The 23,054-nt window shown below is 45.7% G+C and carries 22 protein-coding genes; 9 read left to right on the forward strand and 13 right to left on the reverse strand.

Annotation, left to right across the window (positions count from 1 at the left end; all coding sequences use genetic code 11):
- Nucleotides 1-3: 3 nt before the first annotated feature.
- Together R7R24_RS05755 and R7R24_RS05760 are read right to left on the reverse strand one after the other, a co-directional pair.
- Nucleotides 4-2,550 carry a glycosyl hydrolase family 18 protein gene (locus tag R7R24_RS05755; RefSeq protein WP_191116167.1) on the reverse strand — a complete coding sequence of 849 codons (2,547 nt, stop codon included), beginning with the start codon at nucleotides 2,548-2,550 and terminating at the stop codon, nucleotides 4-6.
- A gap of 369 nt (nucleotides 2,551-2,919) precedes the next feature.
- On the reverse strand, nucleotides 2,920-3,423 hold the full coding sequence (locus tag R7R24_RS05760) for a DUF2850 domain-containing protein (protein ID WP_005374408.1): 504 nt from the start codon (nucleotides 3,421-3,423) through the stop codon (nucleotides 2,920-2,922).
- Between the two features lie 328 nt (nucleotides 3,424-3,751).
- Between R7R24_RS05760 and R7R24_RS05765 the strand changes: the two genes are divergently transcribed.
- Both R7R24_RS05765 and R7R24_RS05770 read left to right on the forward strand, forming a co-directional pair.
- Nucleotides 3,752-4,036 carry a pyrimidine/purine nucleoside phosphorylase gene (locus R7R24_RS05765; RefSeq protein WP_005383244.1) on the forward strand — a complete coding sequence of 95 codons (285 nt, stop codon included), beginning with the start codon at nucleotides 3,752-3,754 and terminating at the stop codon, nucleotides 4,034-4,036.
- 132 nt (nucleotides 4,037-4,168) lie between these two features.
- Nucleotides 4,169-4,450 carry a hypothetical protein gene (locus tag R7R24_RS05770; RefSeq protein ID WP_033907216.1) on the forward strand — a complete coding sequence of 94 codons (282 nt, stop codon included), beginning with the start codon at nucleotides 4,169-4,171 and terminating at the stop codon, nucleotides 4,448-4,450.
- A gap of 3 nt (nucleotides 4,451-4,453) precedes the next feature.
- On the opposite strand, the gene R7R24_RS05775 is transcribed toward R7R24_RS05770, so the two are convergent.
- A complete protein-coding gene (locus tag R7R24_RS05775; protein ID WP_054578565.1) occupies nucleotides 4,454-5,602 on the reverse strand; it encodes a GGDEF domain-containing protein in 1,149 nt (382 codons plus the stop codon).
- Nucleotides 5,603-6,108: 506 nt separating this feature from the next.
- Between R7R24_RS05775 and R7R24_RS05780 the strand changes: the two genes are divergently transcribed.
- Nucleotides 6,109-7,449, forward strand: coding sequence for an MATE family efflux transporter (locus R7R24_RS05780; RefSeq protein WP_017633826.1), 1,341 nt, complete (start codon nucleotides 6,109-6,111; stop codon nucleotides 7,447-7,449).
- A 97-nt stretch (nucleotides 7,450-7,546) separates the two neighbouring features.
- Here R7R24_RS05780 and R7R24_RS05785 read toward each other — a convergent pair whose 3' ends face one another.
- The 3 genes from R7R24_RS05785 to R7R24_RS05795 form a co-directional block, all read right to left on the reverse strand.
- On the reverse strand, nucleotides 7,547-9,226 hold the full coding sequence (locus tag R7R24_RS05785; RefSeq protein ID WP_033907214.1) for an RluA family pseudouridine synthase: 1,680 nt from the start codon (nucleotides 9,224-9,226) through the stop codon (nucleotides 7,547-7,549).
- 117 nt (nucleotides 9,227-9,343) lie between these two features.
- Nucleotides 9,344-9,964, reverse strand: coding sequence for a DsbA family protein (locus R7R24_RS05790; protein WP_054578564.1), 621 nt, complete (start codon nucleotides 9,962-9,964; stop codon nucleotides 9,344-9,346).
- Complete coding sequence (locus R7R24_RS05795; protein WP_169628496.1) at nucleotides 9,958-10,815, reverse strand: MBL fold metallo-hydrolase; 858 nt, start codon at nucleotides 10,813-10,815, stop codon at nucleotides 9,958-9,960. The genes R7R24_RS05790 and R7R24_RS05795 overlap by 7 nt, the downstream gene beginning before the upstream one ends.
- 126 nt (nucleotides 10,816-10,941) lie before the next feature.
- Between R7R24_RS05795 and R7R24_RS05800 the strand changes: the two genes are divergently transcribed.
- Together R7R24_RS05800 and R7R24_RS05805 are read left to right on the forward strand one after the other, a co-directional pair.
- A complete protein-coding gene (locus tag R7R24_RS05800) occupies nucleotides 10,942-11,829 on the forward strand; it encodes a LysR family transcriptional regulator (protein WP_017633830.1) in 888 nt (295 codons plus the stop codon).
- A 94-nt stretch (nucleotides 11,830-11,923) separates the two neighbouring features.
- Entirely contained in the window at nucleotides 11,924-12,727 is an 804-nt protein-coding gene (locus tag R7R24_RS05805) for a Cof-type HAD-IIB family hydrolase (protein WP_042522338.1), read from the forward strand.
- A gap of 109 nt (nucleotides 12,728-12,836) precedes the next feature.
- Here the strand turns inward: R7R24_RS05805 and R7R24_RS05810 are convergent, their stop codons facing one another.
- The 5 genes from R7R24_RS05810 to R7R24_RS05830 form a co-directional block, all read right to left on the reverse strand.
- Complete coding sequence (locus R7R24_RS05810; protein WP_017633832.1) at nucleotides 12,837-13,226, reverse strand: hypothetical protein; 390 nt, start codon at nucleotides 13,224-13,226, stop codon at nucleotides 12,837-12,839.
- 24 nt (nucleotides 13,227-13,250) lie between these two features.
- Nucleotides 13,251-14,348 (reverse strand): GGDEF domain-containing protein, encoded by a 1,098-nt coding sequence (locus R7R24_RS05815; protein ID WP_005383270.1) that lies wholly within the window; start codon nucleotides 14,346-14,348, stop codon nucleotides 13,251-13,253.
- 5 nt (nucleotides 14,349-14,353) lie between these two features.
- Nucleotides 14,354-14,809, reverse strand: coding sequence for a hypothetical protein (locus R7R24_RS05820; protein WP_005374384.1), 456 nt, complete (start codon nucleotides 14,807-14,809; stop codon nucleotides 14,354-14,356).
- 444 nt (nucleotides 14,810-15,253) lie between these two features.
- Entirely contained in the window at nucleotides 15,254-16,093 is an 840-nt protein-coding gene (fghA, locus tag R7R24_RS05825) for an S-formylglutathione hydrolase (protein ID WP_005374382.1), read from the reverse strand.
- A gap of 62 nt (nucleotides 16,094-16,155) precedes the next feature.
- Entirely contained in the window at nucleotides 16,156-17,304 is a 1,149-nt protein-coding gene (locus R7R24_RS05830) for an S-(hydroxymethyl)glutathione dehydrogenase/class III alcohol dehydrogenase (protein WP_047102498.1), read from the reverse strand.
- Between the two features lie 293 nt (nucleotides 17,305-17,597).
- Between R7R24_RS05830 and R7R24_RS05835 the strand changes: the two genes are divergently transcribed.
- Together R7R24_RS05835 and R7R24_RS05840 are read left to right on the forward strand one after the other, a co-directional pair.
- The gene (locus tag R7R24_RS05835) at nucleotides 17,598-18,404 is read left to right on the forward strand and encodes an arylamine N-acetyltransferase family protein (RefSeq protein ID WP_054578562.1); all 807 of its coding nucleotides are present in this window, start codon (nucleotides 17,598-17,600) and stop codon (nucleotides 18,402-18,404) included.
- Between the two features lie 80 nt (nucleotides 18,405-18,484).
- Entirely contained in the window at nucleotides 18,485-19,357 is an 873-nt protein-coding gene (locus tag R7R24_RS05840; protein WP_054578561.1) for a LysR family transcriptional regulator, read from the forward strand.
- A gap of 99 nt (nucleotides 19,358-19,456) precedes the next feature.
- Here R7R24_RS05840 and R7R24_RS05845 read toward each other — a convergent pair whose 3' ends face one another.
- Nucleotides 19,457-20,230: a siderophore-interacting protein gene (locus R7R24_RS05845; RefSeq protein WP_053303996.1), complete on the reverse strand. Its 774-nt coding sequence runs from the start codon at nucleotides 20,228-20,230 to the stop codon at nucleotides 19,457-19,459.
- A gap of 179 nt (nucleotides 20,231-20,409) precedes the next feature.
- On the reverse strand, nucleotides 20,410-20,994 hold the full coding sequence (locus R7R24_RS05850; RefSeq protein WP_054578560.1) for a LysE family translocator: 585 nt from the start codon (nucleotides 20,992-20,994) through the stop codon (nucleotides 20,410-20,412).
- 114 nt (nucleotides 20,995-21,108) lie between these two features.
- Between R7R24_RS05850 and R7R24_RS05855 the strand changes: the two genes are divergently transcribed.
- Complete coding sequence (locus R7R24_RS05855; RefSeq protein WP_191116163.1) at nucleotides 21,109-21,549, forward strand: Lrp/AsnC family transcriptional regulator; 441 nt, start codon at nucleotides 21,109-21,111, stop codon at nucleotides 21,547-21,549.
- Nucleotides 21,550-21,763: 214 nt separating this feature from the next.
- Nucleotides 21,764-22,942, forward strand: a complete 1,179-nt coding sequence (locus R7R24_RS05860) for a lytic polysaccharide monooxygenase (RefSeq protein ID WP_054578559.1) — start codon at nucleotides 21,764-21,766, stop codon at nucleotides 22,940-22,942.
- Nucleotides 22,943-23,054 lie beyond the last annotated feature (112 nt).

Consider the following 23,054-nt stretch of genomic DNA (forward strand, 5'->3'; position numbering starts at 1 on the left):
AAATTAGTTACAGTTAGCTACGCCAACTTCTTTCCAAACGCCCCATTCGCCAGATTGGCTAGGATCGTCACCCTGAGTCCACCATTTCGCTTCCCACGTTTTACCTGCGTGAGTCACTTGGTTACCACCTGTGTACACTGCGCTCGCATCCCATGCGTTGTCACAAGTACCAGGGTTCGGATCGGTTGTGTGCTGTGCAACAACCACTGTCGCGCTTGCCGATGAAGAAGCTTTACCGTCGCTCACACTTACAGTGAAGCTTAAGCTTGTGTCTTGCGGGTATTCCGCAGCAGTGAACGTGACTTTAGAGCCTTCAACCGTTGCATTCAGACCTTGAGGTAGAGTCCAGTTGAATGTCAGGGTATCGTTGTCTGCATCGCTAGACGCAGCTGCATCTACAACCACAACGTCACCAGCGTTTGCTGTTGCTGGAGCAACAACTTGCGCTACTGGTGCGTTGTTCACTGGGTCAACAACACCTGCTGGTTTCACTGTTACTACAACGAGGTCAGATGCCGTTGCACCTTCGTTATCAGTCACCGTCAGCTTGAAAGTTAATTGCTCTTCAACAGTAACTTCTGCTGCATCAAAGCTTGCTTTCGCTGTGTTTGCACCTGTTAGTACCACTGCTGTGCCAGATACTTGTTCCCAAGCGTAGCTTGCGATGGTGCCGTCAGAGTCTTTTGACAGGCTGCCATCTAGAACCACATTTGCAGGACCTGTTACCGATTGATCTGCGCCAGCTGCGGCTGTTGGTTTACGGTTTGGTTGAGGAACCACACCACCAGCCATACCTTCGTGCATCGCGTTTAGAATGTCACCGTTATCCGCGTCAATTTCCCAAGAGAATAGACCAGCAAGACCAAGAGACTTCGCGTAGCTACCTTTTGCTAGCACTGAACGGTGGTCATCAAATGTGATCAACTCGCCCGTAGTACGGTTCCATACCCATGGTGCTTCTGCTTGTGCATCGTAGCCGTACTCGAAGCCGTTAATACCAGTGTTGTTTGCACCTAGCATGAATGACTTAATGCCTTTGTAGTCAATTACGCCATCTTCCCAAACACCTTGCGCTGTGCTGCCCTTCAGTTTACCTGTAGCAGTACCTGTCATTGGGTCGTTTGGATCGGTTAGCGTATCTGGAGTTACGCCTTCCCAGCCACGACCGTACATTGCTGTACCAAGTACTAGCTTGTTCGCAGGAACGCCTTGAGCAAGAAGAAGTTGGATGCCGTTATCTGCTGTGTAAGCAGGACCTTTGTACGGTTCGCCGTTCTCATCAACGCCACTACCGTCACACTGACCAGGACGCATGAATGAACCACAGTAAAGCGCAGTCTGGTGACCAGGAACGTTGTTCCAGCCGCCGTAGAAGTCGTAAGTCATTGCGAAGATGTAATCCATGTACTGAACCGCATCTGCGTAGTCTACGTCTTCAATCTTGTCGTAACCGACACCGATAGCGGACGTTAGCTCGTAAGTACGGCCTGTCTCAGCTTCTAATTCATCAAGCATTACGCGCAGTTCACGCATCAGTGCGATGTATGCTGGGCCATCGTTTACAGGGTCGCCCTTATCGGCTGCTGCACCGCCGCCGCCAGGGAATTCCCAGTCGATATCAACACCATCGTAGAATTTCCAAGTTTTCAGGAACTTCTTAACTGATGCGACGAATGTGTCTCGGTTTTTCTTGTCCACGAAATCGAAGAATGGGTCAGACAGTGTCCAACCACCGATCGATGGGATGATTTTTAGATCAGGGTTACGTTGTTTCAATGCCATTAGCATTGCGTAGTTACCCTTGATAGGCGTGCTGTATTCATGACCAGCTTGTGGGAAGCTCTTCTGATAAGCAGCCCAAGGGTCATGGATAACGACTTCATAATCAGGCACACCTGTACAAGCAGTTTGTAGCGCGTTGAAACTGTTGCCGCCAACAGACTTCACAGACTCATTTGGGCCACAAATTGGGATAAAACCGTAAAGGATGTGAGTCAAGTTGTCGACCGGCATATTATCGACTGTGTAGTCACGGCCATAGATGCCCCATTCAACAAAATACGTACCCATCACGACGCTTGGATCGGTATTGTAGGTTTTGTTGTTTGGATCAACATTCATCGTTAGTGGCTTCAGGTGAGAACCATCGGTATCTGCAATTGTGATTTCAGCTGGTGCGCTTTTCGCACAACCTGTCGCATCACATGCTTCGATTTCCATTTGGTATAAGCCACCTTGGCCGTATTCAAACGAAGCTGTCGTTTGGCTACCAGTGATAGGGCCGCTTGCTACTTTTACACCATCAAAATAGACGTTGTAAGTGTCACCAGGTGTGCCACTCCACTGGTTAAATTTAACAGTAATCTTCGCTTGCTCATGGTATTTCACCATGTCGTAGTAGCCTGACGTGGTTTCCATCGCGAGTTCAATTTTAGAAAACTGAAGGTTGTTGGAACCGTACATATCGATACTTGGTGCGGTTGGAGCCGCAACTGCAGCGCCTGATAGCGCTAAAGCAACTCCAGCTGCACATAGGTTAAATCGAATCATAACTTCTCTCTCAATCCTTGGATTCATGTTCTACCTAGAACATAGGCTGCTCTTGCACCAGATAAGATGATTGGATTTACTCCACGTGCAAAAGCATCACACTCAGCATTTCAGAGAGTTTTTTTTCGTCAAAAAAAATTAAGACGGTTTTCGAGGCACTTGAGAGAACTTAACTAAAACTAGCACTCTGTTACACAGAAAGTGTCAGACTGAGTCAATAATTTATAAAATCTCAGCAGAAACTAAAATTATTGTTTACTCAGTAACGAGTTAGTTAAATGCGATGAAGGCCTTATTTTGTTGTTTATTAAGGTTTTGTTTCATTGATATAGAAAGAGAATTGAAAGGAAAAATAGCCGTGAAGACGTATTAGTCACGGCTGAAGTGTTCACTCAACGCGGCGCGACGTTTAGAGGCTGCACCGGTTTCTGAGCCCTGAACGGTATGCTCAAATCCTTTACGAATGAATCGCTGATCTGGAATAAGAGGCTCAATACGGCGTATTTGAGGTGAAAGATGAGAGCCCGAGATCTGATACGCTGTCTTTCCTAATCCGGTATTCAACGTGATGACCTTGCCATCGAATTCAAATTCCGTCGTAATAAGTCGATGGTTTCGGTATACCCCATCTTCAGTGAAAACGAGACGTTCTGTTTGGTAGGGTGGCGCGCCAATCTCAATCCATTCGCCGTACACCTTTTCCGGATCAATGTGGTCTTGATAGGAGAGGTGGATTTGATAGCCAAAAAACGTCAACAGACCCATCCCGAAGCAGACAAATGTACTCTTGAGGATTTTGGATTGGTGGCGAGCCAAAAATGAAAGTTTTGGTTCTTGTCGTGCTTTTCGCCTTCGGCGAGTCGAGTCCGTCATAGATCTAATTTTCTCCACTTTTTTAACATGGTGGAAACCTTCCTTTTTAAAAACAAACAATCCCGCCATTGAGACGACGAAACTATGATCTAATGTCCACTTTTACATTCAGATACACATCTTATTGATGGTTTTGTTGTTTGCTCACATTCATTACTTCGCAGGTTTTCTTGCTCGGTTTAGGTCGCCTGATTAATCCTCGCGAAAAAAGGTTCTCGCTCAGTAGCAAAGGATGTGCGTTATTACGTTGAGTTTAATGGCTTTCAAAGCTTGAGTAACGGAAAGAAACAAGGTAAAAAAGAGCGGACTTTTGATAAGGAAACCAATAATGAATATTAAGGAAAATAGCTATTTTGCTGGTAGTGTAAAATCACTAGGCTTTAACCAGAAAGATCAGGATGTTAGCGTTGGTGTGATGCTTCCTGGTGAGTACACGTTTGGTACTCAAGCACCAGAGCGTATGACGGTTGTAAAAGGTGCGCTTGTGGTCAAGCGTGTTGGCGAGAGCGATTGGACGACTTATCAAAGTGGTGAGTTTTTTGAAGTGGAAGGTAATTCTTCATTTGAGCTTCAAGTGAAAGAAGCGACTGCGTATTTATGTGAGTACTTCTAGCGTTCATTTGTTGCTCGTCATAAAACCACCTTCGGGTGGTTTTTTCGTCTATGTGCTTCACTTATAACGCATCTTTTTGGTTATTTGGGTATATACTTAATAAAAATGTACCCATCGACCAGGGAGGAAGTGATGGCAGTACAACGCAAGCATTCTGATCTCCCTCCTCGTTACGAGGATAAAGATCTCACCAATGAGCAAAGACAGCGCTTTACCGAAGTTGCCAACGCCGCTCATAAGAGACGTGAATTTTATCGACGTGCTCTAGGAAAGAGCTTAATGGGCAAAATGAAGGGCCGTGCGTTTAAAGATCACCCCACTCGTCAGCAAGGCAAGCCGAACAGAACGTTGCAAGTAGTGTGGTTAATCGTATTTCTCGTTGTGGGGCTTTGGGTGATGCATGTGTTCGCTTAGTCATTAGCAAGCTTCTGGTACCGCTGGTGCATCAGATGTTGACTGTTCTTCCGTATTGCAGTGCTCATAAAAGGCGTACTGGTTTTTACCAGTATGTTTAGCTGCGTACATTGCTTTATCTGCACATCGAGTCAATTCAGACAAATCCTTTGCATCTTGCTTATAGATAGCAGCACCTACACTCATTGTTAACTCGTTAATCATATCGTAGCTTCGGTAACCTGTCGGAAACAGATGCACGATCCGTTTTAGGATGCTGTCGAGGTCACCTTTACTTTTTACATCGTAAAGCATGATTACAAATTCATCGCCCGCAAATCGAGCGATGGAGTAGTCGTGTTTATCGGTTTTTCTGTCTTTGTTGCGAATGTTATTTTTTAATCGAGTTGCGAAGGCTTGAAGTACTTGGTCACCAATATCGTGCCCGTAGGTGTCGTTGATGTGCTTGAAGTTATCGATATCGAGAAAAACCAATGCGGTGATGCTGTCATCAGATGAGTGCTTGATTTCATCGAGCTTTGCGCGCGCCCAAGTCTCAAAGCTCCAGCGATTGGCAAGCCCAGTGAGCTGGTCAAAATATGCTAACTCCTCAATCCCCTCACGATACAGTGTTTGAATGTAATTGAGGACTTTCGTGTAGTAATACGAGAACGTGTGACACACAAACGCGGTCGCTATCAGGGTCAGCATCAATCTCCGCTCTATGATTTCTGTGGCTGTTGGCAGTCGATCTAAAAAAGCGCCCCCAAAAAAGATCAGTAAAATGTAGGTGCCACTGAACAACAGACCGACCTTAAACTCATTAATTAACACCAGAGTGGCGACAATAGGATATAGCCATAACATTTTGCCTGACGGAGCGTCGTTATACAGAAGTAACAATAACCCTTCGAACATTAAGACAGCACTTAGCCATAAGTCGGCGTATTGATGGTGCCGCTGGACTTTTATTACATAACTGATTGCTAAGCATGCCAAGGCACACAAAGCATGGAAAAAGCTTAAACCCCAGTTATTCTCAAGTGATTGAGCAATGGAACCATAAGTTAAACAGGCAGCGGCGATACTGGAGCATAAAAAGACAATTTTCTTTTTTCTTGTTGAGCGGATGTCCGCCATTTCTTCTAAGCGCGCCCCAGCCAATGTCGACATTATGTATCCTTGCTTAATTAACGTGTACGCTTATTCTAGGCGGTATTTTCGCGATAAATAGAACAACAAAGTTTCCAAATGTGATATCAGTCATTTTTAGTGCAAAGCCATCAGTGTGATTTGGTGCGAGTGTTCAAAGAGGAATGGTGGCGCATGCAGGTTTTCATGACGGTTCTTCATGGCTCTATATGGTTGGACTGATAACTCAAAGTAATGTATCTAGTTAGACACATTTCTATTGATTATCCTGATTCTGTTCGGTGCTCGTTGATTGAGAGTATTGTTCACCAATCTCTGCTCTACGTATCGTCAAGGCATATGTCGTTTCGAAAATGCATTAGAAATATTTTTCCGAAACAGGGCGAAATATTGTTGTCGTTATGACCAATATGCGACTAGAATCCGCGCTAAATCACAACCTCATATCGAGCTTCGTTCGAGTCACTATTTTTAAACTGCTTCACAAAATTGTGAGGCAGTTTTTAGTTGTAGGAAAGGTTACAAGCATGCCTAAAAGCCAAAACATCAACCAACGAATGTCCATCGTGGCATTAGCTTGGCCAATTCTTGTCGAAATTTTGCTACGGACGGCTTTAGGAACCAGTGACGTGTTCATGCTGAGTGGCTACTCAGACAAAGCCGTATCCGCTGTTGGTGTGATCACGCAGATTACCTTCTTTTTAATCATCGTTTCGACGTTTGTCAGTAGCGGTACGGGGATTTTGATTGCCCAATACAATGGCGCTGGACGCGAGCAAGAGTCAGTGAGCGTTGGTGTTGCGAGTATTGCGTTGTCTGTGCTCGTCGGTGTGCTATTGAGTGTGATTGCCGTGCTTGGTGCGATATATCTACTCCCGTATTACGGCTTGGAAGCGCAAGTCGAGCAGTACGCTCATGAATATCTGCTGATAAGCGGTGCGATGACGTTTAACGTTACGATTGGCGTTGTTTTTACAACTATTCTGCGTAGTCATGGTTATTCACGTTCCCCAATGGTGGTGAATTTGATCTCGGGTGTGTTCAACATCATTGGTAACTATATTGCGCTTTACCAGCCATTCGGTTTACCTGTGTATGGTGTGCAAGGCGTGGCAATAGCAACCGTCGTCAGCCAAGTCATCGGTACGTTAATGTTATGGTTTATTCTCGCTCGCAGTAGCATTGAACTACCAATGTCGACTATGAAACAAGTACCGGCAGAGATTTACAAAAAAATCTTAAAAATCGGCGGTATGAACGCGGGTGAAGTGCTGTCTTACAACGTGGCGCAAATCTGCATTGTGTACTTTGTGGTGCAAATGGGGACGGCATCGTTAGCGGCTTTCACTTATGCGCAAAACATTGCCCGTTTCTCGTTTGCTTTCGCGCTGGCAATTGGTCAGGCTGCGCAAATTCAGACCGGTTACTACATCGGTAAAGGTTGGGTGAGTAGCATTTTAAAACGCGTACAAATCTACTTCTTAGTGGGGTTTGTGGCATCAACGGCGGCAACCACACTGATTTACCTGTTTAGAGAAGAGATTCTACGCGTGTTTACCGATCAACCGGAAATACTCGCATTGGCAAGCTCGTTAGTCATGGGCTCAATTTTGCTCGAAGCCGGACGTGTGTTTAACCTGATTTTTATCGCGGGGCTCAAAGGCGCGGGTGACATCAAGTTCCCAGTGCAAATGGGGATTTTGAGTATGTGGGGATTAGGCGTGCTTTTCTCTTACATCTTTGGCATCCACTTGGGTTATGGCGTTTTAGGGGCTTGGATGGCAATCGCACTCGATGAATGGGTACGTGGTATCATCATGGCAAGACGTTGGCGCTCTCAGGTGTGGACCAAGTTTAAGGTGAGCTAACGGTTTTCGGTATTGCGCATCACGCTTATTCTGTTGTTAGAAAACAAAAAAGGCACTGTTAGTCAGTGCCTTTTTGTTATTTAAAATCGGGAAGACGTTAGAATTCGCACTCAGCTTTGAACACCATGCGCTCTTTGCTGTATGGATGATCCAGCTCTAGCATCTCAGCATGCAGGTGCAAGCGATTCGCTTTTTCGCCGTATAAACCATCACCAACCATCGGCATGTTTAACCCCATGTGATGAGCACTGTGTACACGTAGTTGGTGAGTTCTCCCTGTTTTCGGATACATGTATACCTTGCTGCGTCCATCTTTGACTTCAATCAGTTGCCAGTAGGTTTCTGCATGTTTCCCGTGTTCAAAACACACCAGTTGACGTGGGCGGTCGTCGGGGTCACCACGCATTGGCAGTGAAATTTCCCCTTCAGGCTCGTTTAATACGCCTTCGAGCAGTGCCATATAACGTTTTTTTACGTCGCGAGCCATAAACTGTTTCTGCAGACTTTTGTTCGCGCGCTTGGTTAAGGCAAACACTAAGATGCCAGAGGTCGCCATGTCGAGGCGATGAATCACAAACGGCCCTTCCACATCAGGGTACATCGCTTGTAGGCGCGTATAAGCAGAGTCCTTGATAGTTTTACCAGGCACTGAAAGTAAGCCCGAGGGCTTGTTGACGACGACCATAGCGTCGTCTTGGTAGATTATCTCTAGTTCTTTGTCTTCTGCCCAATTCTCCGCCAATGGATTAGGTTCGACATCCAGCCCTTGCATCATATGGCCCAAAATCGGCTGACATTTGCTGTTGCACGATGGGTAGAATTTTTTGTGTTGGCGAACTTCAGACTTTGGCGACACACCCCACCAAAATTCTGCCAGCGCCAGCGGTTTGAATCCGTGTTTAAACGCGTATTGAAGCAGTTTTGGCGCAGCACATTCCCCCGCACCTGCTGGTGGAACTGGGTTTGTGGTGTCCGCAAAAATGTCCACCAAGTCGCGTGTTTTGCCATGGTTGTTTAGGAAGCGGTATTGTTTATGCAATTTGTGCTGCAAAGCGTTGGAGAGCGTTTTGCGCTGTTCTTTCAGATGAGCAAGTTGCTGCTCTAACTCAGCCAAGCGCGCTTCTTTGATTGCAAGCTTTTCATCCCACGCTTGCTTTAAGTATTTGAGAACATTTTTCTCGGCGACACTTTGCTTACCCAACTCATCCAACAAGATTTTGAGATCATCGGCATTGAGCGTTTGCTCGCCCTGTTGGCGCTGTCGTTTGCGTGCGGCGCGGCCGTCAATCATCACTTGGCGCTGTGTTTGCTCCTCTTGCTGATAAGCGGCTCGGTCGGCTTGGATTTGCGCTTTAAGATCCGCCAATTCCGGATTCGCAGCACAGGTTTTGTACTCCGCATTGGCGGCGTTGATGGCATCCGTTTCTGCGCGGAAGAATCCTTCATCGGTCAGCATGTCGTACACAGGAGGGACAAATCCTGGAATCAAGTTTTGGTCAGCAATTTTGCCAGAAAATGCACTTAAAAAGCCGAGCTCGCCTTGAGGGCTTTTTACCAGCAATACGCCAAACATTTTGCCTCGCCCCGTTTCTTCATTAACCAAACCAAAATCGTGTTCGAAGTCGGTTTGCGCTAATAAATGCTGTTCCAATTGCTTTGCGGCTATAACGCAAAGAGGATGCGGCGTGTAGTAGAACGGAAACGTAAACTGCGTTGGCAATTCATAGCCAGAAATATCAGCAGTAAAACGAGTAAAATAATGTTCAGGCGAGTGCATGGTGGGTATCCGCGAGAGTAAAAAATCGAGCGAGGATTGTACCTGTTTGAGTCAGGATTGCCATGTCGGTGTTGGCACTCGCTCTTGGATTAAGAACAAGAGCGAGTGGGGAAGAGCTTATTGCAGTTTTTGTAATGCAAGCTTCCACTGTGCCGGTTTGTCGTAGTAGGTCGAGTGCGGCAAGGTCAAGTACTCGCCATTTACTTCTGCAATCATGGTTGGATAACCACCAACGTGTAACTGGCGCATCAACTGTCGGCTAGAGTGAATTCTCTCGTTTAGCTCGGCTTCGCTTAACGCCATGTTTTGCTCCCACGCATCACTTGTTAAACCTAGCGATTCTGCAATGGCTTTGAGCGTCGATGCTTCATTCACTTTTAACCCGAGCTGATAATGCGCAGATTGGATGGCCTTTAGCATGTGCCATGGATTCAGCCCCATTTTCTCCGCACTCAAGATCGCTTGTGTGGGTAGATAAGAATCAAGAACAAACGCATCTTCGCTTTTCACGCGTTGCAGATATGCTTCACCAAACGTTGCTCCGGTTTCGGTTGCGATACGAGCGTCACTGTTGATGATGTGCTGACGAAATTCAGGTTCAATCGCGCGTTTCTCAATCATACCGCCGGGATGAAGCTCTACCTTAAATTGAGAGGTGTCCATCAAGGCTTCGATGAGTGGTGATGCCCCGTAGCACCAACCACACATGGGATCGAAGAAGTAATGCACGGTTACCATGACATTTCACCAGTATGCACTTTCGCACCGATTTCTAGCGCGATTGGCAATTGAGCTTCTGGGTATTTCGCAGACATGGTGTCAATGAGTTGAACGCTGTTATTGCTGTGTTTTTTCGCTTGCTGAAAATCCTGCAAGTATTGTTGCGAGTAGCGAATGGTGTCTGCGTTCAGCTTTGTGCCTGCTTTCATGTGACCAGGAATGACCACTTGAGGTTTAAGCGCAAGCATCTCGCTAAGTTGCTGCTCCCAAGCATTGATGGCGGTCTGGTCAGCGGCATCTGCCATCCACAAATGTACGTTTGAGTACACGGCTACGTTACCTAGAATCGCTTTGTTATCTGGAATCCATAGGTAAGGGCGGTGTGCTGATGTGCCATGGTTACCACGAATTTCAATCTTATGACCTTCTAGCTCCAATGATGCTTTATCGTACGCGACAGGGATCACTGGTTTTACCGGTGCGTTTGCGCCAAGCTTTGGTCCCCAGTACGCCAGCTTTCCAGCCAATTTCTCTTTAATAATTTTTTGAACCGCAGGCGTTGTGATGATCTGCGCATCAGGGAACTGTTGGTGTAAGGCCTCTGCGCCAAAGTAGTAGTCTGGGTCCGCTTGGCTGATAAAAATGGTTTTAAGCGTTTTGCCTGAGTCCAGCACTTTAGCGGCAATGCGCATCGCGTCAGCTTTGGTGAAGCCAGTGTCGATAACCATGGCGTCAGTCTCACCGTATACCAAGGTTGAGTTTACGTGGAAGCTGTTACCGTCGGCGTTGTAAACCTCAAGAGTAAGGGGAGAGGCTAGGACAGGGCTTGCCATTAAAATGGATGCAGCAATCAAAGTTAATTTTTTCATAATAAGCTCCTAAAGAATTTGGGGCCAAGCGACCATGGCTTGGGAACGGGAGCTATATTAGGAAATTGATACGCTCGGAAAAATACACAATAATGTGCATCACTATTTCTTATTTCGATCAAATGTATGGATAGAGTAACGGCAGCAAAAGTGTTTGTGGATGTGGTGTATTCTGGCAGTTTTACCGCGACCGCAGAGCGGTTAGACATGTCTCGGCCAATGGTGACTCGTTATGTAGAGGCGATGGAGAACTGGCTGCAAACTCGTTTGTTACACCGCACCACGCGCAAGGTGTCCCTCACCACCGCAGGGGAGCGCAGCTTGCCTCAGATTGAGCGCTGGTTAAAACAGGCCGATACATTAACGTCGAACATTGCCGTTGATGGTGAGCTGTCCGGAAAAATCCGTCTTGCGTCTAGTACTTCATTTGGATTCTCACAGTTGATCCCCGTAGTAAACAGTTTTATGCAAAAGCACCCCAAAGTGTATATCGACATAGATCTGCAAGATTCAGTGAGTGATCTAACCGAACAACGCATCGATCTGGCGATCCGAATTGCGTCAGATCCCGATCCTTCTTTGATTGGTAAGCCGATTGCGGTGTGCGAATCGGTGTTGGTAGCATCACCGCAATATTTACAAACTCACCACGCGATCGCGCATCCGCGAGATTTATCTTCACACGACTGTTTGGGATACAAAAACTTTGAGCGTCACGTGTGGCATTTGTCTCAGGGCGACCAGTTCGAATCGGTGGGAATTGAGTGTCGCCTAACCAGCAATGAGGCCACGGCGTTATTGCATGGCGCTTTACAAGGCATGGGTATTTCGATGTTGCCAACTTACTTGAGCAATATCTATCTCAAATCGGGTCAGCTTGAGTCGGTGTTGCCGGATTGGAAGCCAAATGATCTCAACATTTACGCGCTGTATTCATCACGTAAACACTTGTCTCCTGCGGTGAGAGCTTTCATCGATCACAGTGAAGATTACTTTAAACAGCACCCTTGGTGAATGCGAAAAGCGTCGTCATCCCGACTTGAGATTCATACAAGATCCTGTACCTTACATGGATATATTTTCGCAGCATCATTTAGAGTTTTCGTTAATGTCACAAGTTTGCATCAAATTTATTGCTTCCGATATGGATGGCACATTGCTTGACCAGTACGGTCGTTTGGATCCAGAGTTTTTCGATCTGTTTTTGCAACTGGAAGAGCAAGGCATTTTGTTCTCCGCTGCGTCTGGTCGTCAGTATTACAGCCTACGAGACACGTTCGCGCCAATCAAAGACAGACTGTTGTATGTGGCTGAAAACGGCACCTTGGTGATGTACCAAGACAAAGAGCTCTACAGTTGTACCATTCCTAAAGCGGAAGTGTTGGAGATTGTGAAAGCGGCTCGTGAGATTGACGGGGCGAACATCGTATTGTGTGGCAAGCGCTCGGCGTACATCGAAACGCATGATCAGCAATCGCTGGAAGAATTTCAAAAGTACTACCACCGCTGTGAATATGTGCCGGATTTGCTTGAGGTCGAAGACGAGTTTATTAAGGTAGCAATTTGTCACTTTGACGGTTCGGAAGAGCTCCTGTTTCCGACCATGAACGCGAAGTTTGGCGCAACGCATAAAGTCGTAGTGAGTGCAAAAATCTGGCTGGATGTGATGAATGCCGAGGCCTCTAAAGGTGCGGCCATTCAGCATCTTCAAGAGACGATGAATTTTACTCCGGCAGAAACCATGACGTTTGGTGATTACCTCAATGACCTCGAAATGCTGCAAGTCAGTGAGCATTCGTACGCGGTTGCCAACGCGCACGAAGAGATTAAGAAAATTGCTCGTTATTCTGCGCCAAGCAACCAAGAGGCTGGGGTACTCAAAGTGATTAAAGAGAAAGTGTTAGCGAAGTAACGCTCATTTATTCGATGTTATTTTCTTCTTCACGTAAAAAGCCCCGCAGTGTATGCGGGGCTTCGTTTTTTTTGTGTGTGTGGTGGGAGGGGGTAGTAATGTTCCCGTTTTAGCGTACGTACTTGGCGGTTGCGCTGACTAAAAAGTGTTGCAATTTCCCGTCTGATTTTGGCACCCACAAGTCGTTATGATAATGGTAAATACGGCCATTGATGGTCACAGACAAGGTATTATCACCCGTTTGCTCCATGCGAATAAACTGATCCGAAGTGACCAAAAACGGCTCTTGCTCTTCAATGCTCTGGCCCGTTGCCAATACGAAGTAGCCGAATCGGTTGCCAGCATCCGGATCGGTTGAGTAGATTCGATGTCCAACGAGGCTGTAGTCGTCGTTGAGTGCCTGCTCAAGCGTTTTTTGCCCGATGGTTTCGTGCGATGGAATAAATACCCAAGCCAACACACCTGCCGCAATGACTGCCAGTAGAAGCAGTACTTGCATGAACTTTCTCATCATATATACCGTTTAACGTTGAAATTTCATTTTGTACATGCGCTTATCCGCTATGCTGATAAGAAAGTCAACATTGTCACTGTCTTTAGGGTATTGCGCTAAGCCCATGCTTGTTGAAAGTGTTGAGACTTTATCGGAGTTTAATATTTGTGCATCAAAGACGGTATTTATCTGCTCACGTACGTTCTCTTCATTGAGATGTTCACCTTCAAGGATAACCGCGAACTCATCTCCTCCCATGCGATAAACAGTAAAATCATTGAGTGCCATAGAATTAAGCCGCCTAGCGATTTCCCGCAGTACAGTGTCGCCAACTTGGTGTCCGTGTGTGTCGTTGACTTCTTTAAAACCATTTAAATCTAGAATCCAGAGAGAAAAGGGCCTTTTTTCTTGAGTAAATTTGTTTAGGGTTATGAATAGTGCATTGCGGTTCCCTAGGTTCGTCAAAGGGTCGCTGAGCGCCAATTTTCTATGAAAATGGGATTCACGATAAAAGAAATAAGTTAGAGAGATAATCGACAAAACGAACGTCGCAAACAACATATATTGTGCTTGCATTAAGCGCTGGGTTTGACCTTTTTGTGCTTCATAAGCTTTACTGCTTAGGCGGAAGTTTTGATTAACGAAGTCTATTAAGCCTAAATATAGTGTTTGAGTTGAACGATAAAATGCAGCAGCAGCTTGGCTGTCACCTGTTCTAGCTTCTACTAGTTGTTTTTCTAGCTCTTTGAACTCTTCAAAAAGATTAATGAAGTAAAGGTGCATGTTGTTCCGAGAAAAGAACTTATTGGCTTTCGTGCTACTGGTCAATAAGTCAAAGCGACTCCACGCTAACTCGTATTGAAGCTCTGCACCATCAATATTCAATACGTTTTCATCTAACCGTCTGGCCTCGCCGACAAGTTCTGATAGTTCTTTGGAGAGTTGGAATAAAAACCAAGTCGCTTGTTTTTGTTCGTTATTAAAATTTTGTGAGAGTGAACGTGTTTGCTGTAAAAGCACGACATTCGCGAGAAGCAAAGAAACGGCAAACACCACCAGCAGCATTTTGCTGGTGGTAGAATATTGCAATATTCTTTGTTTCTTAGAATAGGGTTCTGATAACTTCATTCTTATTATTTTTCTTTTATTTCATTTACTTGCCATACCATTTGCGCATGATATTTATTGTAGTTTAGCTCTGGATAGAGATTGAGTGGATATATCACCCAGAAAGGGCCTTTATTCCTGACTTTTATGTAATTCTGATCTTGTTGATAAGCCAGTATTGGTTGATATCGAAGAATATCTTGTCGGGACAATGTCGAGTGATAGTCGTTTAAGCTGCTGATATCAACCTGCTCTGGTACCTTTCCATAGACGTGTGTAAGAAGCGTGCTGAGTTTAACGCCTAAAAACTCTGACGAGGCAGGAAGCCAAGGCAATGTCATCGTGTAGCTAGTGGTAGGTAAAGCTTGGATCTCTTCCAGTTCCAGTATGACACTAGGCTGCTGGCTACTACTAAATACGATCGTATTTGCAGACAAGAATGGCGCAACAAAAAACAGACCTAGCGCGACTATCTTTTTCATCATATGCCCTTTTGAGTTTTATTCTTTTTTCTTAGCTAGGACAAAGGTGCTAGCGGTAATTTATTTATAATTATAGAGCCAACCGGATGAGATTTTATAATACGTTATGTTTCAAAAATAACTGTCGGTTTACGTCACGTCAAGGTTATTAAGTTGCTTCTTAATTAAAAGCTCAGAGTATTGGGATGATGGTAGAGTTTCGTAGTGATTTCGCGGTATTTAATTGGTTTTTAGTGCAACTTTGTGTCATTTTTAATAAAGATACTGTGTCGGAAATGAGAATTTAATAAGGCGAGAAATGGATGTCGAATTTGTTCTTAAGTTACATTATTTTACATATTTAAATCATCGATATTCAGATATGTATTTGTTAGTACGTAAAGAAAATAAAGTCACCTAGTTTTGGTGACTTTATTTTTTATTTCATGAGCTTACTTAAATTAACTATGCAAACAAATATTTTGCATGGAAGTTGAGGTGCTCTTCAATAAAGCTTGAGATGAAGTAATAGCTATGGTCATAGCCTGGTTGCATTCTCAAGGTTAGGTTTGAATCGTGTATTTTTGCCGCAGCAATCAGCGCTTCCGGTCTAAGCTGCTCATTTAAGAAGCCATCAGCATCACCTTGATCAACCAAAATTGGTAATGGTGATTGTTGTTGTTTTAGAAGTTCACTTGCATCGTATTGCTTCCAGCTTTCAAGCTCCTTGCCTAAGTAAGCAGTAAAGGCTTTTTGTCCCCAAGGGCATTGCATTGGGTTACTGATTGGACTGAACGCTGAAATAGAACGGTACTGTTCTGAATTTTTCAGACCAATGGTGAGCGCTCCGTGGCCGCCCATACTGTGACCGGAAATTGACTTCACGTCAGAGACTGGGAAGTTACTTTCGATGATCGCAGGCAACTCCTCAGTCACATAGTCGTACATACAGTAATGCAGTGACCAAGGTGCTTGCGTCGCATTAAGGTAAAAGCCAGCTCCTTTTCCTAGGTCATAGCTTTCGTCGTCAGCGATACCTTCGCCTCTCGGACTTGTGTCTGGTGCAATGATCGCAATGCCAAGCTCGGCCGCCATACGAAATGCGCCCGCTTTCTGCATAAAGTTCTCATCGGTACACGTTAAACCAGAGAGCCAGTATAGCGCGGGTACGGGATTTGATTTCGTTGCGTTAGGTGGCAAGAATATCGCGAAGCGCATGGTGCAGTTTAGGGCATTGGATTCGTGTGTATATTGCTTGTGCCAACCGCCAAACACTTTGGCTTGGCTTACATTTTCAATGGTCATGAATAAACTCTCTAATTAGCAGAAGGAATTCAGGCTCCCCAAAAGGAGAGCCTGAGGCAGCATTATTGATCCATATGGATAACTGTTCGGATGCTCTTACCTTCATGCATCAGATCAAACGCTTTGTTGACGTTGGCTAATCCCATTGTGTGGGTAATGAACTCCTGTAAGCCGAATTCACCAGCCATGTAACGGTTTACGATTTCTGGAAGCTCAGAGCGACCTTTAACGCCACCGAAAGCGCTGCCACGCCATACACGACCAGTTACCAGTTGGAATGGACGAGTTGAGATCTCTTGACCTGCACCAGCAACACCAATGATGACTGACTCACCCCAACCTTTGTGACAGCACTCAAGTGCTTGGCGCATCACGTTTACGTTACCGATACATTCGAATGAGTAGTCAACACCACCGTCTGTCATTTCAACAATCACTTCTTGAATTGGCTTGTCGAATTTTTGTGGGTTGATGCAATCAGTTGCACCAAGTTGTTTCGCTAGGTCGAATTTGCTTTCGTTGATGTCTACACCGATGATGCGGCTGGCACCAGCCATGCGAGCACCGATGATTGCAGAAAGACCGATACCGCCGAGACCAAAGATTGCCACTGTGTCGCCTTTTTCAACTTTAGCTGTGTTTAATACCGCACCCATACCAGTGGTTACGCCACAACCTAGAAGACAAACTTCTTCAAGTGGTGCTTCTTTGTTTACTTTCGCTAGTGAGATTTCTGGAAGAACCGTGTACTCAGAGAAAGTAGAACAACCCATGTAGTGGAAGATAGTTTCGCCGTTGATAGAGAATCGGCTTGTGCCATCTGGCATTAGGCCTTTACCTTGCGTTTCACGAACGGCCTGACATAGGTTCGTTTTGCCAGATTTACAGAACTTACACTCACCACATTCAGCAGTGTAAAGTGGGATAACGTGGTCGCCAACTTCAACGCTTGTTACGCCTTCGCCAACCATTTCAACGATACCGCCACCTTCGTGACCAAGGATTGAAGGGAAGATACCTTCTGGATCGTCACCTGATAGTGTGAATGCGTCAGTGTGACAAACACCAGTTGCTACGATGCGTACTAGCACTTCGCCGGCTTTTGGAAGTTGTACATCCACTTCTTCCATTTTAAGCGGCTCACCTGCAGCCCAAGCGACCATTGCTTTTGATTTTATGTGAGTTTGACCAGGTTTGATTTCAAGCGACATTGGATGTTTCCTTTATATTTTCAGTATATGGAGTGACGTAATAAGCGTAGTTAAGGTTTGCTTACCGCGCTTCGTCGTTTTGTTGGTGCTCATTTTAGGTGTTTCAGTAAAAATGATAATCCGTCCATTTTGAAAATGATTTTTACATATGCGTAATAATGATAAGGTGAGCGTGTAAAAAGAGTGCGATGCCTCCTTAAAGCGGAAGGGAAATGGAAAAGGTGATTGACCTGAAGTTAGATAGAGGGGCTAAAGTAGAAAACTGTCAAACCATCAGCTAAGTAAGAGTGATTATGAATAAGACGGATCTGAGTGCCTATTTAACCAAGCTAGGCTTGCCTAGTGAATTGCCCGCCGATTTGGAGTCATTGAACAGAATTCACGTGGCGCAGCATCGTTGCCTGCCGTTTGAGAATTTTGACATCGCATTGCAGCGAGGCGTCTCTGTTGAGATTGAAGATATTATTCAAAAAACCGTGTACCACTCTCGCGGTGGTTACTGCTTTGAATTAAATGGTTTAATGCTTGATGTGCTCAACACTCTTGGGTTTGAAGCGCGAAGTTTGCTAGGGCGTGTACATGTGTCTGGTACACCAACAGGTCGTAGTCATCAAATCACGTTAGTGACGTTAGAGGAACAAACATGGATTGTCGATGTGGGTTTTGGCTCCAATACCCCTCGAGCGCCATTGCCATTTATCCTTGACCAAGTGATTCAGACGGATTTACAAACCTTCCGTTTTGTCAAAGATGCTCAGTTTGGTTATTTCCTCCAAGTGCTTTCAACCGATGGAACGGACACGTGGAACAATCTATACAGCTTTGACCTAGAGTTTGTGTTTGCTGGTGACATTGCATGTAGCAACTTCTTTACCTCGACTTCGCCTAATTCGCGTTTTACTAGCGCAAGGGTCGCTGCTAGAGCGACAGAAAGTGGGTTGGTGACGCTGCTTAACTACACACTCAGATGCACCAATCATGAAGCGCTAACAGAAATAGAGCTAGAGCCAGGTCAAGCCTACCTGGATGCGTTGAAAGAATATTTTGGTATTGAGCTTGATGCGCAATACGACGATCTTCGTCCGTTACCTGACGCGTAAAGTTCTCCAGTTTTCAAAGCGTAGCGCGACGAGAACAATGTAATCACTATTTGTCTAGAAGAGGTCGACAGGAATACAGCATGGCGAATTGGGAAGGAGTCAGCGAGTTTGTTGCCGTAGCGGAAACTAACAGCTTTACAGCTGCCGCGGCTAAACTGAAAACGTCAGTGGCACAAATCAGTCGCCGCGTATCGGCACTTGAAGAGCGTCTTGCGGTTAAGTTACTGCATCGCACGACGCGAAAAGTTTCTCTGTCTGAAGCTGGACAGCTTTATTATCAGCAGTGCAAACATTTGGTCGAAGGGCTAGAACTGGCTGAGCTTGCTGTAACGCAAATGCAGACCGAACCGCGAGGTTTGCTGCGTGTGACAGCGCCTGTGACCTATGGGGAAATGAACCTCGCGCCGCTCTTGCATCAGTTTTTGGAGAAGTACCCGTGTGTGGACCTCGATTTAGTGCTGACCAATCAAAAACTGGATTTGATAGAGCAAGGGGTAGACGTGGCGATTCGTCTTGGCCGCCTGCAAGATTCCAGCATGATCGCAAAGCGTCTTTCGTCGCGTCAAAATTACGTGTGTGCTAGCCCTATGTATTTGGAGCGATTTGGCGAGCCTCACACATTATCCGAACTGGCTCGACATCAGTGCCTAGTTGGTTCGGTCGATTATTGGCATTTTAAGGAAAATAAACGTGATAAGTCTTTGCGCGTATCGGGGAGAATTAAATGCAATAGTGGTTTTGCGCTAATGGGCGCCGCCAAACGTGGTTTGGGTTTAGTGCAGTTGCCGGACTATTACGTTCAAGAAGCTCTAGATAACGGTGAGCTAGTCGAGGTGCTGACCGATTACCGAGACGACCGTGAAGGCATTTGGGCACTGTATCCACAAAGCCGAAATTTATCGCCCAAAGTGAGGTTGTTGATCGACTTTTTAGCGCAGGAACTAGCGGATTAGAGTTTTCATGAACTTTAATACAACTGAAGTTGCTAAAACGCCCGGTGATGCCGGGCGTTTTTATTAGGATGAGAGCTGGAATCGAAAAGACATGAATCACTATTGGTTGGATTCCGCGTCTTCACGTTTAATCACTTTGTGCCCATCTTCAGATACGCCTTGCTTCCAATAGCTGCTGATGTAGATATTCTCGCGATCGACTTCTTTTTCGTTGCGGAAATATTGGCGCAGCGCACGCATTGAATCGAACTCACACGCACACCATACCGAAGCGTTACCATCTAACCACTCGAGTTCGCGAACGCTATCAGCCAAGGTTTGCTGTTCGGTTAGCCAAATCAACTCCATACCGGCTGGCGTGTTTAGGGGTTGAATGTCGGCTGGAGACATCACGCTGATCACAGCGTAGCCTTTGGCCTCTTCTGGCAGCGTACGAATTTTCGCAGAAAGTGCTGGAAGTGCTGTCATATCGGCAGCCATGAAGAACCAATCCGCCTCAGTATTTAAGTTGGAGATGCTACCTGGCCCAACAATGCTGATCGTGTCGCCTTTTTGCGCGGCCATTGCCCAACGCGCTGCAAATCCGCATTGCAGATCTTGCGTTACGTGTCGGACGAAATCCACTTCGATTGAACTGGTTTCTGGATGAAAGCGTCGAATAGTGTAGGTGCGCATGATTGGTCGGTCGTCTTCTGACAGGATGCTCAGATCCGCGCCGCCCATATCGTTAAACAGTAATTTGATGTAACTGCCTTCGCAGTCACGAGGAAAGTGGCTCAGCGCCTCACCTTGCAAGGTAATGCGCTGCATGTTTGGAGTGATGGTTTCTGTGTCTGTGACAACAAGCGTTTTAGGTTGAGGCTTCTTTTTCATTGTTACTTTACTCGATAATTATTCTCTTTCTCATTTAAAGATTATCAAGTTCCCTAACAAGAGGGTAGCGTCTTTAAACAAATTTACACTGTGAATTAACGCCAAAGCCTCAAGAAAAATATTACCTCTATCCTTTCTCTAACCACGTAAAGTGAGTCGTTTTTTAACCATAAATGGACTTATATCATTGGAATCGTAGACAAAAGCAACAGCGCAGCCATACTGTAGTTGAACCCCTTAACGCGTTTATCGGTGGTCAACCAACGCTGCAATTGCATACCTGCCGCCGTCCAAAATGTCACCGATGGCAAGTTAGCTAAACAGAAGATACCGGCGATAAAAGTCAGTTCGAGCCATGCACCGCCACTGCTGTATACCGTAATGGCCGTCAACGCCATCGACCAACCCTTCGGGTTCACCCATTGGAATGCGACAGCCCCTAAAAAAGACATTGGGCGAAAATCGTGTTTTGCTTCGGTTTTGTCGCTGGTGGCGATTTTGTACGTCAAGTACAGCAAATAACTCAAGCTCAATACTTTCAAAATGGAGTGGGTTAGCGGGTAGGCATGGAACAGGCTCATCAAGCCAATACCCACCAAAATTAGCATGGCACCAAAGCCGAAGGTAATGCCCAACATGTGTGGGATAGTGCGTTTAAAGCCGACATTTGCCCCTGAGGTCATCAACATAATGTTATTGGGACCCGGCGTAAAAGTGGAGACAAAAGCGAACAACGCCAAAGCACCCAGTTGATGATATTCCATAGATTGTTCCTTGAATCAGTTCTCGATAAGTTGAGAACAACTATAAGTAGAACTGAGGTCAATATTGTGCTTTTATTTGATGATTAGAAACTAAATAAGCAATAAAACATCATCATGGATAGATTTGACGAAAGAATATTGCAAGTGCTCAAACGAGATGGAAGAGTCTCCAATGTAGAGCTGTCGGAACGCGTTGGTTTATCTCCATCTGCAACCTTACGCCGAGTGCAAGATTTAGAGCGTAAAGGCGTGATCAAAGGCTACCGAGCAGTACTGGATAATCAGCAACTTGGCGTGGGTTTTGTCGCTTATGTGTCGATTGGTTTGGCCTCGCACTCTAAGCAGGCGCAGCTGGGTTTCGAAGAGCATGTGCGTTTTGTAAACGAGGTGGTGGAATGTCACAACATTACGGGATCTAACGAATATCTCATACGCGTAGAGACGCAAGATCTCGCCGCTTATAAAGCGTTCCATGCTGATGTGTTGGGTGAGTGCGAACACGTCAAGTCGATTACAACGATGGTGGTGATGGACACACCAAAAGACGAGCGATAGCCAAACGAGAGTGACAGTTTTTGTGGCACATGAATTTGAAGTGACTCGAAAGAGTCAGTCGAGTATGAGATAAGTACACAACAAATGCTGGAAAGCAGATGGCACTCTTACAATTTCCACCTTTATTCTCACCTTCGAAATAATCTCATCCTGCTAGTTTTGCTTAAACCGCTTGTGTTCATGAGCGGCGAGTCAGCAAATTTAAGGATGAACGATGAAATCACATGTAACACTTCCTCTTTTGAGCTTAAGCGCTGTTGCCGCATTGAGCTCATTTAACGTCAACGCCCACGGCTGGGTAGAATTTCCAAGTGCTCGTCAGAATACGTGTTATTTAGACGGTGGTTTTTGGACCAATGAGATCCCCAACCAAGCGTGTAAAGCGGCTTTTGAAGAATCTGGTGCTTACCCGTTTGTGCAACGCAGTGAAATTGCAGCAAACGTACCAAATTACCGAGATATGGAGCATGTTAAAGCCGTAGTCCGTGACGGCGAACTGTGTTCTGCCGGCGATGCCGCTAAGAAAGGTTTGAACATTCCTTCTCCAAACTGGCAGCGCACCAATGTTACGCCAGATGCAAACAACCAGATTGAATTGGTGTTTTACGGCAAGGCGCCGCACAACCCATCGTACTGGGAATTCTATCTCACCAAGCCGACTTATGATGATTCAAAACCGCTTACTTGGAGTGATTTAGAGCTGATCGACACCGCAGGTGACGTGTATGTTGATGCGGAAAAACGCTACCGTATTCAGGTGACTTTCCCTGCTGATCGTTCCGGCGATGCAGTGCTTTATACTCGTTGGCAGCGCATTGATGTGGCTGGTGAAGGTTTCTACAACTGTAGTGACATTACGTTAAACGGAACAGGTACGACGCCGCCGACTGACCCCGTTGATCCAACCGAACCGGGCAATAATCTGACATCTCTAGGCTACTTTGTTCAGCAAGGTTTCGGACCAGTAGAAGCGGGTGACACCATTCGTTTCCGTACGTTTAATGCGACAGGCAATGAAATTGTCGATATTTCACTGCCAATCAGCGCAAACAATACGACGACTTGGGCGGCAGAAATTGCTGATCAATTTAACGCGCAGCAAACGGGCGATTGGTATGTGGGTATTTGGCATCAAGAGATGAATCACTACATGTTCGACAGTAACAACGTGAATGCGAATCAAGTATTAGCGCCAAGTGCAGACTTCAGTTATGCGTTGTCACTGCTCAAAGCGGATGTCACGCCACCAGTTGAACCAACCAATTTGTGGGACAAGACAGCCGTTTACAACCAAGGTGATGTGGTGACGCACAACGGCAAAGAATGGACTGCCCAGTGGTGGACGTCTGGTGAGGAACCTGGCACAACGGGTCAATGGGGTGTATGGCGTTAAGCCATTTATTCTGGCTCTGAACAATAAAACCCTTCTCATGTGAGAAGGGTTTGTTTTTTCAGTCTAAAACGACCACTTTGGTCGAGTGGTTGTCTTGAAAATCAGAGCACAT

It is taken from the genome of Vibrio sp. 704 (genome assembly GCF_033339295.1).

Bases quoted from the DNA above. Each gene is read 5' to 3' on its own strand.
- fghA (WP_005374382.1), bottom strand. From the start codon at position 16,093: ATGACCATTGAAAATGTAAGCCAAGCCAAAGTGTTTGGCGGTTGGCAC.
- R7R24_RS05785 (WP_033907214.1), bottom strand. From the start codon at position 9,226: ATGCACTCGCCTGAACATTATTTTACTCGTTTTACTGCTGATATTTCT.
- R7R24_RS05830 (WP_047102498.1), bottom strand. From the start codon at position 17,304: ATGTCGCTTGAAATCAAACCTGGTCAAACTCACATAAAATCAAAAGCA.
- R7R24_RS05800 (WP_017633830.1), top strand. From the start codon at position 10,942: ATGGATAGAGTAACGGCAGCAAAAGTGTTTGTGGATGTGGTGTATTCT.
- R7R24_RS05810 (WP_017633832.1), bottom strand. From the start codon at position 13,226: ATGCAAGTACTGCTTCTACTGGCAGTCATTGCGGCAGGTGTGTTGGCT.
- R7R24_RS05815 (WP_005383270.1), bottom strand. From the start codon at position 14,348: ATGAAGTTATCAGAACCCTATTCTAAGAAACAAAGAATATTGCAATAT.
- R7R24_RS05795 (WP_169628496.1), bottom strand. From the start codon at position 10,815: ATGAAAAAATTAACTTTGATTGCTGCATCCATTTTAATGGCAAGCCCT.
- R7R24_RS05755 (WP_191116167.1), bottom strand. From the start codon at position 2,550: ATGATTCGATTTAACCTATGTGCAGCTGGAGTTGCTTTAGCGCTATCA.
- R7R24_RS05805 (WP_042522338.1), top strand. From the start codon at position 11,924: ATGTCACAAGTTTGCATCAAATTTATTGCTTCCGATATGGATGGCACA.
- R7R24_RS05790 (WP_054578564.1), bottom strand. From the start codon at position 9,964: ATGGTAACCGTGCATTACTTCTTCGATCCCATGTGTGGTTGGTGCTAC.
- R7R24_RS05820 (WP_005374384.1), bottom strand. From the start codon at position 14,809: ATGAAAAAGATAGTCGCGCTAGGTCTGTTTTTTGTTGCGCCATTCTTG.
- R7R24_RS05765 (WP_005383244.1), top strand. From the start codon at position 3,752: ATGAATATTAAGGAAAATAGCTATTTTGCTGGTAGTGTAAAATCACTA.
- R7R24_RS05760 (WP_005374408.1), bottom strand. From the start codon at position 3,423: ATGACGGACTCGACTCGCCGAAGGCGAAAAGCACGACAAGAACCAAAA.
- R7R24_RS05855 (WP_191116163.1), top strand. From the start codon at position 21,109: ATGGATAGATTTGACGAAAGAATATTGCAAGTGCTCAAACGAGATGGA.
- R7R24_RS05840 (WP_054578561.1), top strand. From the start codon at position 18,485: ATGGCGAATTGGGAAGGAGTCAGCGAGTTTGTTGCCGTAGCGGAAACT.
- R7R24_RS05845 (WP_053303996.1), bottom strand. From the start codon at position 20,230: ATGAAAAAGAAGCCTCAACCTAAAACGCTTGTTGTCACAGACACAGAA.
- R7R24_RS05835 (WP_054578562.1), top strand. From the start codon at position 17,598: ATGAATAAGACGGATCTGAGTGCCTATTTAACCAAGCTAGGCTTGCCT.
- R7R24_RS05850 (WP_054578560.1), bottom strand. From the start codon at position 20,994: ATGGAATATCATCAACTGGGTGCTTTGGCGTTGTTCGCTTTTGTCTCC.
- R7R24_RS05770 (WP_033907216.1), top strand. From the start codon at position 4,169: ATGGCAGTACAACGCAAGCATTCTGATCTCCCTCCTCGTTACGAGGAT.
- R7R24_RS05860 (WP_054578559.1), top strand. From the start codon at position 21,764: ATGAAATCACATGTAACACTTCCTCTTTTGAGCTTAAGCGCTGTTGCC.
- R7R24_RS05780 (WP_017633826.1), top strand. From the start codon at position 6,109: ATGCCTAAAAGCCAAAACATCAACCAACGAATGTCCATCGTGGCATTA.
- R7R24_RS05775 (WP_054578565.1), bottom strand. From the start codon at position 5,602: ATGTCGACATTGGCTGGGGCGCGCTTAGAAGAAATGGCGGACATCCGC.